The sequence below is a fragment of the Empedobacter sp. UBA7252 genome (genome assembly GCF_002472765.1).
In the GTDB taxonomy this organism is placed as follows: Bacteria; Bacteroidota; Bacteroidia; order Flavobacteriales; family Weeksellaceae; genus Empedobacter; species Empedobacter falsenii_B.
This window is the reverse complement of record NZ_DKSQ01000049.1, coordinates 1,256-12,632: the sequence shown is the minus strand read 5'-3', so window position 1 is coordinate 12,632 and position 11,377 is coordinate 1,256. Positions and strand designations below refer to the sequence as shown.

General features: G+C 31.9%; 6 protein-coding genes. 2 read left to right on the top strand and 4 right to left on the bottom strand.

The annotated features are described in order from the left end of the window. Positions 1-689: 689 nt before the first annotated feature. The gene (nhaA, locus tag B2X73_RS07395) at positions 690-1,859 is read right to left on the bottom strand and encodes a Na+/H+ antiporter NhaA (RefSeq protein ID WP_180904522.1); all 1,170 of its coding nucleotides are present in this window, start codon (positions 1,857-1,859) and stop codon (positions 690-692) included. Between the two features lie 449 nt (positions 1,860-2,308). Between nhaA and B2X73_RS07390 the strand changes: the two genes are divergently transcribed. Beyond that, positions 2,309-3,754 (top strand): DoxX family protein, encoded by a 1,446-nt coding sequence (locus B2X73_RS07390; RefSeq protein WP_291096114.1) that lies wholly within the window; start codon positions 2,309-2,311, stop codon positions 3,752-3,754. Positions 3,755-3,826: 72 nt separating this feature from the next. Continuing rightward, on the top strand, positions 3,827-4,111 hold the full coding sequence (locus B2X73_RS07385; protein WP_291096112.1) for a DUF6520 family protein: 285 nt from the start codon (positions 3,827-3,829) through the stop codon (positions 4,109-4,111). A gap of 46 nt (positions 4,112-4,157) precedes the next feature. On the opposite strand, the gene B2X73_RS07380 is transcribed toward B2X73_RS07385, so the two are convergent. The 3 genes from B2X73_RS07380 to B2X73_RS07370 all read right to left on the bottom strand — a co-directional run bounded on the left by B2X73_RS07380 (position 4,158) and on the right by B2X73_RS07370 (position 11,067). Beyond that, positions 4,158-6,335 carry a S9 family peptidase gene (locus B2X73_RS07380; protein ID WP_291096110.1) on the bottom strand — a complete coding sequence of 726 codons (2,178 nt, stop codon included), beginning with the start codon at positions 6,333-6,335 and terminating at the stop codon, positions 4,158-4,160. A 411-nt stretch (positions 6,336-6,746) separates the two neighbouring features. Next, on the bottom strand, positions 6,747-8,135 hold the full coding sequence (locus B2X73_RS07375; protein WP_291096108.1) for a RagB/SusD family nutrient uptake outer membrane protein: 1,389 nt from the start codon (positions 8,133-8,135) through the stop codon (positions 6,747-6,749). A gap of 10 nt (positions 8,136-8,145) precedes the next feature. Next, on the bottom strand, positions 8,146-11,067 hold the full coding sequence (locus B2X73_RS07370; RefSeq protein WP_291096106.1) for a SusC/RagA family TonB-linked outer membrane protein: 2,922 nt from the start codon (positions 11,065-11,067) through the stop codon (positions 8,146-8,148). Positions 11,068-11,377 lie beyond the last annotated feature (310 nt).

The following is an 11,377-nucleotide window of genomic DNA, read 5'->3' as shown; positions in this document are numbered from 1 at the left end:
TTTTTATCAGTTAAATGAGATCGTTCAATTTTTCCATTTAACCGAGGTCTTCCTACTTTTATAAACCTGTGTGTCATTCCTAAATCTTAAACATGCCAATAAAATTTTAATTGAAATTCGTATTCGTTATCTTTTAGAATTGTATTAATTCTAAAAGGAAAACTTATCTACAACATAATTTATGAAATCAATTGAACTTAATTGATTGCGCTTTTCATATATTTTAAGCACGATAATTCGTATAACATCATCAGTAGCTGCATATTAAAATTACTTGATTTTATTGCAATATGTATTATGAAAATCAGAAATTTACCATCAACTTGTACATGATGACCAGTTGTTTCTTTTTCGTATAAAATACTATGTATGGCTCTTCTAGTAACCTTCTGTCTAACCTACCCCTATTATTACGCTTTAGAATACGACAAACTCTTGATTCTTATATTAAAATATCATACTAATATTCTAAATACCAATTAATTCGTCAAGTCCTTATTTATGTTCTTTTCAAAGTTCTAATACTTTATTTACAATTTCTTGCTTGATATGATTGAGAAATATACGAAAAGTTAATTTCTTTCTGAGTAGACCTTCTTCTCCGTATTCATAATATTCCTATTTCCATTTATAACTACAGTTTGTTATCTGATCAAATAATCGAGAATTAAAAATTCGAGTAAGTATTATTAATTTATTTTACTACTTTTTCTCAAAATCAAGTAGCCTAATACTCCAGCAATTAAAGATGTTAATAAAACGGCTAATTTAGCTTCATCAATTAATATTTCACTATTAAATGATAAATTAGATATAAATATAGACATCGTAAAACCGATACCAGCTAATAATCCTACACCTAAAATATGGTTTAAATTACTCCCTTCTGGTAACTGACCAATGCCAAATCTTGAGCAAATAATAGAACTTAATACAATACCTATTGGTTTACCAACTAATAAACCTAATAAAATACCTAATCCTAAAGGAGAGGTTAATCCTTCAAGCATCTCGTTATATATAGTTATATTAGTATTAGCAAATGCGAAAATTGGAATAATAATAAAGTTTACAGGCTTTACTAAGGCATGTTCTAATCGTTCTAATGGCGATTCTTGATCAGTATTATTTGTTGGTAAAGTCATGGCTACTAATACACCTGCTATTGTAGCATGTATACCCGAATGATGTACAAAATACCATATAAATATTCCTGGAATCAAATATAAATAAGGATTCTCTACGTTTAATCTATTCATTAACACTAATACTCCTAGGCCTACACCCGCATACATTAAATACACTAAGTCTATACCTGATGAATAAAATAAAGCTATCACTAAAATAGCTATCAGATCATCCACTATAGCTAATGCAGCCAAAAAAATCTTTAAACTTATCGGAATCCTTTTGTCTAACAATGATATAACTGCTAATGCAAATGCAATATCTGTAGCCATAGGAATTCCCCATCCACCTGAAGTATCCAAACCTATATTAAAACATATATATATTAACGCAGGCACTATCGCACCACCCATTGCTGCTAAAATAGGAAGAATAGCTTTTTTAGGTGATGATAGTTCACCTTCTACAATTTCTCTTTTTATTTCTAGACCTACAAGTAAGAAAAAAATAGCCATTAATCCATCATTAATCCACATGCTTGTACTATACTTTAAATGAATCCAACTATTTTCGACTCCAAATTCATAAGATAATACACTTTTTAATGTGTCACTTAAAGATGAATTAGCTATAATTAAAGAAATCAGTACGCATAAAAAAAGGAGGAAACCTCCAAAATTACTCGACTTAATAAATTCTTTGAATATTTTTAAATTGATAGAACTAGCCATAATTTAACTTTTATTATTTTAGAGCAAGATAATAAAAAATATGCAACTTCATAAATTGGCTTTCATTGGGTAAAATATCGTCATCTCATACTAACATTTCTGGCCATAAAAAAGTTATATTCTAAAAACAACTAAACCTTAACATAATTTCTAAAGCAATTCATCAATAAATCCCCATTTTGAGTGGAATTCTAAAAGAATTTTGTATCGAGAAAAAGGTTTTCAAATAATCTGGTTAAAATAAGACTACCTTATATAGAACAATTCTAAAACTCATCAAAAATGAGAGGTTTTTCAAAAAAATGAGTTCTATTTTTAAAAAATGAGTAGAATTAACAAAAATTGGTCTGTTTTTTCTAAAAATAGGTATTGACTTGCTCAATAACTTCTCTGAACTTTGTATAGCATTAACCGTTAACCCTTTACCGTTAACCGTAAAACACAAAAACATGAGAAAATTAATACCTATTATACAAACACTCATCTGCTACCTTTTTATTGTTTTATTTGTCTATGCAGCAGTCAGTAAGCTTATCGATTTTGAGACTTTTCAAACGCAATTGGGACAATCACCCTTATTAGCTAGTTATGCGATTCCTATTTCGTATGGAATTATTGCTATAGAACTTGTAACAGCAATCTTTTTGATGTTTGAACGGTTCCGAGCATTCGCTTTACAGATTTCACTTTTCTTAATGGTGATGTTCACGACCTATATTATCATTATTCTACATTTCACGGCATTTACTCCTTGTTCATGTGGTGGTGTTTTAGAAAAATTGGGATGGACAGAACATCTCATTTTTAATGGTGTATTTGTAGGATTGGCTTTAATTGGCGTTAGAATAACAAACATCTCTCAAACATGGAGAGGTTATGTAATTCAACAATTCTTTCTTATTTTAATTGGAATTGTTAGTGTAACCATTTTATATGGTTTATCAGAAAAGAAATCTCAGTATAACAATGCGTTTACGCGTAAATACATTCCGCATTTAGTCGAAAAAAAAACAACTGTTGATTTAAAAGCAACTGGTTATTATATCGCAGGAATTGACAGTTGTTATCTCTATTTAGCCAATACAGAAACACCATTATTTCTTAAAAGATATGATTATCTCGCTAATCAAATGAAGGATATAAAACTAGAAATTGAGCAATATAACCTGCCTTATAAAAGAGTGATTGCTTATGTACAAATACCTTATTTTTACTTAGGAGACGGTTCGGTTGGCATTTTATTTCGAGGTAAAATTGATGATTGGAAAGCAAAGACTATTTCTAAAGGAGATGTATATTATAATCAATTTGTGGTCGCAGATTCTTCTAAGTTTGGGATAGCAACTTATAGTACCAAAGTAAAAGCAAATGTATTGGGATTGTTATCAGCGCATCATCTTCAACTTAACTATGGTAGTCTAGAAAAACAACTTGATGGTACATTTGAGTCGGACGGCACATTACTATGGAATTCCCAATTGAAAAAGTTTATTTACGTCTATTACTACAAAAATCAGTACCTCGAATTTGATGCTGCGTTAGCTGAAATGAAAACAGGGTATACCATTGATACTATTTCTAAAGTTCAGATTGATGTAGCCTATTATAAAAAAACACAACAATATAAACTAGGTCCGCAAACCTTACTTGTAAATAAATTAGCCTCTACTTATGGTAACCAACTCTATATATCGACTGATCGATTAGGTAATTTCGAACAAAAAATAGAAGGAGCAAGCATTATAGATCAATATGATTTGGTGAACAAAAGCTATACTCATAGCTTTTACCTCTACCATTCACCCAAAAAGCAACTTAGAAATTTTAGCATTTACAAAAACAAAATATTTGCGATTGTAGATCATGAACTTTATATCTATAATAAAAGAAAATAAATCGTTGCGCAACGCAGGGGAAGACTGAAAACCTGTACAATAGAGTAAGTCACCACATTAAAATTATACAAAATGAAAACAAATTTTCTAAAAAAAGCGCTACCAATTGGGGTAGGAATGATGGCTGTTGCTTTTGCATTTGCCACTGAAAGTAAAACTTCTCAAAATAGTGAAGAAGAAGCTATGACAGGATATATTTACAATTCTGCAACAAATCATTGTGATGACGTAAAAGTTGAATGTTCAACAACAATTGGATTACCTTGTACTGTGAACGAAAATGGAATTGAAAAAGATGTTTTTGAATTGAGAGATTTATCAGAAACTTCGTGTAGTATTCCACTATATCGTCAATAATATTTAAGTCTAATTTAAATAGGAACGGAGCATCTGCTCCGTTCTTTTATTTTAAATACGTATCAAACCAATTTTTTATTTTAGTGGATAAAAATTGTTGATTGGTTTTATTTTTTAAGGTATGTCCTTCATGATCAAATAAAAGTAATTCGGCTTTTTTTCCTAATCGTTTTATTCCCATAAAAAAATACACACTTTGGTACCAATTTACATTATAGTCTTCTTTGCCTGTCCATATTAAAACTGGTATTTGTAATTCCTCTATATGATAAAGAGGCGAGTTTTTGTAATATTTATCTTTTAAATTATATAAACTATCACCCATTCTTAATTGGTAATTTTCTAATCGCCATAATTGATCTGACTGATTATCTATATTATAATCATGGTAATAACTAATCAAATCGGTTATAGCTGAACCAACAACTGTTGTTTTGAAAAATGTTGATTGTGTAGAAATAAAGGCTGTTTCATACCCACCAAATGAATGTCCAATTAAACCAATTCTTTTTTGATCAATTGTCGATAGTTCTACAGCTTTTTTTACGGCATTTTCTACACTTACCAAAGCAGATCTGCCCGGGTTTCCAATTTCATATTCTATATCGGGTAACAAAACAAAATAGCCATCTAATACATAGTCCATGAAATTAAATCCGATAGGTGAATTTTTAGATGGTAAAGTAAATTCGTTTACTTTAAACGAATTCTTTTCATAAATGTACACAACCATAGGATATGTTTTAGTTGAATCGTACTGAGAAGGGTATAAAAGAGCTCCATTCATCACGTTTCCATTTATAGATGTATAGTTTATATTTTTAGAAAAACCTAAGTCGTATTCACTTAGCTTAGAGTTGCTTTGGTAAATAATACGCGTTGTATGATTAGTTGAAAGTTCATGAATTGAAGGTGATTCATTGTATTTTGCTTTTCTGTAATACAATTTATTTTTGTTGCTATCACTGTAAATTGGATTGATTTCGGCATCCGTACTAAATGAGTGTATGACTTTTCCTTTTTTTAAGATGGCAATTCCATGAGACTGATTATCTTTATGAAGCTTAAGAACGAGCGGTTTATTCATGTCAATACGACGATTTGATGAGTTCGTTAAATTAATAGATACCAAACGATTGTGTTCTTCTTCTTGTTCTCCAAAGGTAATTTGCTTTACTTCATTTTTATCTATACTAAATTGCCACAAATCATAGGTTGACGTTAGTAGAATAAATTTTCCATCCTCTGACCAATAGGGCTGATCAAAAGGTGGTTTGTCAGTTTCTGCTTTAGTTCTATCATAAAAAACTTGAGAAAGAACTGTTGTTAACTTCTTATGTGTTTGCTTTTTTACATCATACAAATTCCAATGCTTCGTTTTAAAATAAGCAATGTACTCCCCATTTGGTGAAACAGAAATAAAATTAGGATTGGTATACAGACTATCGATTATTTTATATGATTTTTTTGATTGATAATCATTTAAATAAACATCTGCAATTTCAAAATATCTATATTGTGGTTCATATTGTTTTCTATCAAATGTCAAGGCAAAGTGGATATTACTATTAAGTGCGAATTGGTTTCCTTTTATTTCCGTAACAGAATCGTATTCATCAACAGTCCAAATAAACCGTTTATAACCATCTTTTTGTTTCATTAATTGTTCTTTGGGATAGATCCACGTATCGTTGGTAGACCACTTTTCAATTCCTTTTAAAGAATCTTCGGTACTTTTTTCATTTAGTTGAAATTCAATATACTTTCCATCCGCTAATACACGAATAGATTCATCCATAAAATGATAAGAAGGATTTATTTTCAACCAATCTTCTACATTGATGAAATTCAGCCTTTTTGTTTGGAATGCATAACGAACTATTTTTCTCTTTTCATTTTCATTTTCAAGAAATGAAAAATACTGTCCATTTTTACTCCAATTATTTAGAGGAGATCGATCATTAAAAATGTACGTGCCTATATCACTTGATAGCTGATCAATAGCCTCTAATTTTGGGCTATAAAAACCAACTGTTTTTCCATCCTTAGAAAGAATTGCTAATGTAGATGAAGCAGGGCTCCAACTAAAGTTGGAAACATTATGTTTTGTAACAAATTTTTCCGTCTTGGTATCAAATAGCGTCAAAACATCATCAGTTGTTAAATAAGCAAGCTGTTGATTGGTCGAATCAAATTCTACTTTTCTAATTGGTTTATTCAACACAAGAACGCTTTTCAAATTTCTTAAATCGATTATTTCAAGTTTGCTTTCACTTAAAAGGATTGCAAAATGTTCGTTATTAGAAAATAAACTCTTTTTTGTATTTTCTCTTTCTATTACATTTGAGGTTGAAGGATGAAATAATCGAATGATATTCTTACCTGAGAAGAACTCAGAGGTTTCAATCCAATTTCCGTTAGTGCTAATATCACGAATTGTTGTATTAGTAGACCATATACTGTCTAAATCGTGTGTATATGTTTTCTTATTTATCTCTTGACCAAAGACGTTGTAGGTCGAGAGAACAAATCCCAACAGGATGAGGAATATTATTTTACTTATTTTTTCCATTGGTACTAATTCTGATGTTTGTATGAATGGCTTTTATGATGTTGTATTGTATACTACAACTTCTTAATAGCCTTTGTTTTGCGGTAATAGATTTGGATTAATTAAGAGTTCGGCTTCTGGAATTGGTAATAATACGTCAGTTGCTTTCCAATTTGTTTTTATGGGATTTAAGACTTGATCTGCCAAATTCCATCGTTTCAAATCAAACCAACGATGGCCATGCTCTGTAAAAAATTCATGTTGACGTTCCGTTACAATAGCTTCAAAAATATCTTGAGAAGATGAAGTTGTGATAGGTGTTAATCCAGCTCTATTTCGAATACTATTTATATCCCCTTTTGCTCCATTCAAGTTGCCTAATCTCATTCGTGCTTCAGCTCGAATTAAAACCTGTTCAGCAAGTCTAAAAACAATGGTATATTCTTTACTTGTTGTTGTCACATACTTCTCTTTGTATTTGAAGGGCATTACCCAATTTTTCCCATTAGTAGTAATTTGTTTTGTCCACTGTTGTTTTCTCAAATCAGTTGGCTCAAAAGATTCAAATAGTTGAGGGGATAAAGATGCATTAGGAGGAGGACCAGCTTCAAAAATGTAAATACTACCTTCATTAGAATTACCACCTTCAGCTTTGGCTTTTAATTGGAATAGTGTAGAACGACTTTCTTTCAAAAACTCTTTATTCAACTCATTCTCTAACTGAAATTTACCTGAATTGATCAATTCTGTTGATTCTCTTTCAGCTTTTTCCCATTTCTCCTGGTAGATGTATAGACGTGCTAATAATGCTGTAACATTATATTTGTTCGCCCTAAGGTTACTTGTAACTGACGTAAGCTCACTTAATTGTTGTTTTGATTCAATAAGATCTTCTTCAATTTTAAGAAGTATATTTTGATGATTTGTTTTTGAACTTTTCTGATTAATGGTATAATCTGTTGTTGTAATAAATGGAATATCTCCAAATAAATTGGTTAAATAGAAATAAGTTAACGAGCGGATAAATAGTGCGTCAGCTTTGTATTGTTTCTTTTGCTCATAGGTCAATCCTTTTGATTTTTCTACACCTTCTATTACCGCATTGCATTCGTATATTACTTTAAAGGAACTTGTCCAAACCTCTTTCACACCACTATTTGTAGGGATAATTTGATGTTTGTAAAATAAATCTGCAACACTATTAGGAGCAGCATAGCTATCCAGCTCGTCTGAATAAATTCCCATGTAAAAACCAGCACTAGATAAATTACCAGCTATTAAGCTATTATCACGTAATAATGCATATAAAGTGGTAACGGCGGCTTGTGCCGTTTGGTTATTTTCAAATACATCTGTTTGGTTCAATTGCCCTTTTGGAGAATCTAATTCCACAAAATTCTCACAACTTATTATCGTATTTCCTATTAGGAAAACGAATAAAGAATAGCTTACTATGTTTTGATATTTTTTCATAATTGTGTCATTAAAAATTAGCTTTAAATCCTATCGAAATTCTTCTCAAAGGAGGAAGAAAACCAGTTGTTTGCTCTGGATCTCCGTATTTATACTTACTCCATGTCCATAGGTTCTGACCTTGCGCATAAATCACATATTGATTGGACTGATTTTTACTTAGAGGAAGTTTATAAGACAATGACACGTTTTTCAATCGAATAAAAGAGGTATCGGTTACCATCGCATCACTATTATTAAAGTTAGAATAAGCAACTGTCGCTGCGGAATTAGAGCCACTTGAATAATTCTGAATTACCCCATTTGGAAACTGATTTAATACAGAAGCAGGCTGATTATACATTGTACCCGGCATAGTAGTCCCATAGAATTCATTAAATCCTTTTTTCTTGACAAATTGAAAAAAGAGCTCGATATTAAAGTTTTCATAGGAAACAGAATTGGAGAAACCCCCATAAAAAGAAGGATCTAATGATACAACTTGTTGTTTATCTTCTATGGCAGTTATCTTTCCATCACCATTATAATCTGTAAACTCATACAAACCTGTTGTTGGATTTATCCCTTGCAGATGATACATTTTCTTGCTGTTCAATGATTTTCCAATCACATACATATTTGCATAGGAGGTGTTTTCTAAACCATCAAATGCCACCAATCTATTTTTAGGAATAGTAAGATTAAAAGAAGTTGACCAGTTGAATTTAGCAGATTTTATAGGAACAACTTGTAAATCCATTTCCCAACCTTTATTTTCTACAACAGCATTCAAATTTGCTTGTATAGAGGTAAAACCTGTTATAGCGGGTAAACTATAGCCAACCAATTGGTTGCTTGATCGGTTTTGATAATAATTCAGTGTTAGGTTAATTCTATTTTTTAGGAATGCGGTTTCTAAAGCAAATTCCAACTTTTTATTTTTCTCCCACGAAAAATCAGGATTATATAAACGTGCTGTTGTCAATAGTATATTCCCATCATATCCATTTTGACTGATGTTATAGGTGTTTAGGTATTGATAATCTCCAATCTGATCATTTCCTGTTACCCCGTAGCTTCCTCGTAATTTCCCAAAACTTAACCATGATACGTCACGTAGAAAACTTTCTTTCGAAAAAAGCCAAGCGGCACCAATAGCACCAAAATTTGCAAATCGATGATTAGGACCAAATCGACTCGATCCATCTCGTCGTCCTGTCAAGTTAACGAAGTATTTTTCGTGTAGATTATAATTTACTCTTCCATACAGAGCAGCATATTTATATTGCTCTTCAGTATCCTTGTATATCGTCACATTTTTAGCAGCGCTTAAAACATTCATTAACTGGTTGTCTGTAAAACCATTTGCCATAATCACCAACTTAGTTGTTGTTTGGCTATTCAAAGTCCCCCCAATTAATACGCTTAATTTACTCGAAGCAGTTAAATTAAAATTAGCATCCAATTGGGGTTCTATTAACCACCCTTCATGATGACCAGAATTTTTAGTCATGTTAGATTGCTGACTTGTAGCACCAAAAGCAGGATTACGAATAGTATGTGGATTAAGTTGACTATCATCTAAATCTGATCGATTATACCCTACGTTTGTTCGTAAAACAATATTATCCATCAACAGATAACTTGTATTCAAATTTGTATTTAGATTACGTGTATTATTGCGGTAACTGGCATTGAGTGCCGCAAGTGGGTTTGTCCAAGTATTGTTTTCCCAATTTAAGCTACCATCTACATTAAACAACCTCGGAGCATTTGGAACAAGTGTTCTTGCAATTCTTGTCAAATCTTGTGTAGGCAAATAGTTTTTATCCTGTCCATAATTAGTGGTCCATTGCAATTTTAGTTTGTTATTCGCTGTTTTATGGTTTAATGTCGAAAAAAAACTGAATTTATTGTATGCAAAATTACCATAGAAAACAGAAGTTTCTTTCATGACATTGGCACCTATCATAAAATTAGTTTGCTCATTCCCACCATTTATAGACGTACGAATGTTGTGATTGAAAGCTGTATTCCCAATAAGTAGTTTTTGCCAATCTGTATATCTGGTCATATCCCATGTTCCATTTATGTCATAGGCTGTCGTAGGGTATTTCGTTACACCATCATTCACAAAGGCTTTTTTTCTTATATCTAGATATTGTTCGGTAGTAAGTAGTTTAGGAAGCTTAGTAGGGCTAATAACAGTGGTAGAAGCATCTATAGAAATACTTGTTTTTGTCGCTTTTCCTTTCTTTGTAGTAATCAATAGCACACCATTGGCTCCCCGTGATCCATAAATAGCTGTAGCATCAGCATCTTTCAAAACTTCGATAGATTCTATAGATTGTGGATCAATATAATTTAAAGGATTTATAGTTGACCCATAAAAGATTTGTGCTGAGGTTGAAGTATCTCCCATCGAATTGGTATCAAATGGAACACCATCTACTATAAATAGAGGATTATTCCCCGCAGCAATACTATTTTGGCCTCTTATCCGAATGGTGTAGCCGCCGCCTGCTGTTCCAGAAGTTGGTGTAATCTCTAAACCAGGAACACGACCTTGCAAAGCATCTAAAATAGAATTCACGGGCTGATTCTCTATTTCTTTAGCCGTAACACGTGCTATAGACCCCGTACGTTCTTTGTCCTTTACATTGTAATACCCCGCATTAATCACCACATCTTTCAACTGAATCCCCTCCTCCTCTTCTTTTGTGAAACGTACATTGATCACGCTTCTATTCAATACCTCTTCTTCTCGAATAGGGAAATCCAATTGCACAAAAATTAGCTTTGCATCATCCTGTTGTAAGATCAACGAGTAATTTCCATTGTCATCAGTAAAAGTGGAATTATCGGTTCCCTCCTCTTTTACCATTACGCCCACTAGCGGGACTTGAAGTTCTTTTACCGTTCCAGTCACGGTTTTTCCTGTTTGTGCTAACATAGGTGTTGCACAAAACAATCCCAATAGCACACTTATTATATGCCTATTGAGTTTGAAGTAAAATATTTTCATAATTTTACATAGTTTTTTAATTCAACATTTAGTTTTAAAAGCCTCTCCTTTTCCTGTACATCGCGCCAACTTTGTTTTAGGGAAAGGGGTTTGTTTTTTGCGTTATGCGTTATGCGTTATGCGTTATGCGTTATGCGTTATGCGTTATGCGTTATGCGTTATGCGTTATGCAAAACTATTTTTTTCAATCTTCAAAATTCCTTTTTTAACAATGAATTTATAAACCGTCATTGCTGAA

Coding starts and splice junctions, on each gene's coding strand:
- nhaA (WP_180904522.1), bottom strand. CDS start 1,859: ATGGCTAGTTCTATCAATTTAAAAATATTCAAAGAATTTATTAAGTCG.
- B2X73_RS07390 (WP_291096114.1), top strand. CDS start 2,309: ATGAGAAAATTAATACCTATTATACAAACACTCATCTGCTACCTTTTT.
- B2X73_RS07385 (WP_291096112.1), top strand. CDS start 3,827: ATGAAAACAAATTTTCTAAAAAAAGCGCTACCAATTGGGGTAGGAATG.
- B2X73_RS07375 (WP_291096108.1), bottom strand. CDS start 8,135: ATGAAAAAATATCAAAACATAGTAAGCTATTCTTTATTCGTTTTCCTA.
- B2X73_RS07370 (WP_291096106.1), bottom strand. CDS start 11,067: ATGTTAGCACAAACAGGAAAAACCGTGACTGGAACGGTAAAAGAACTT.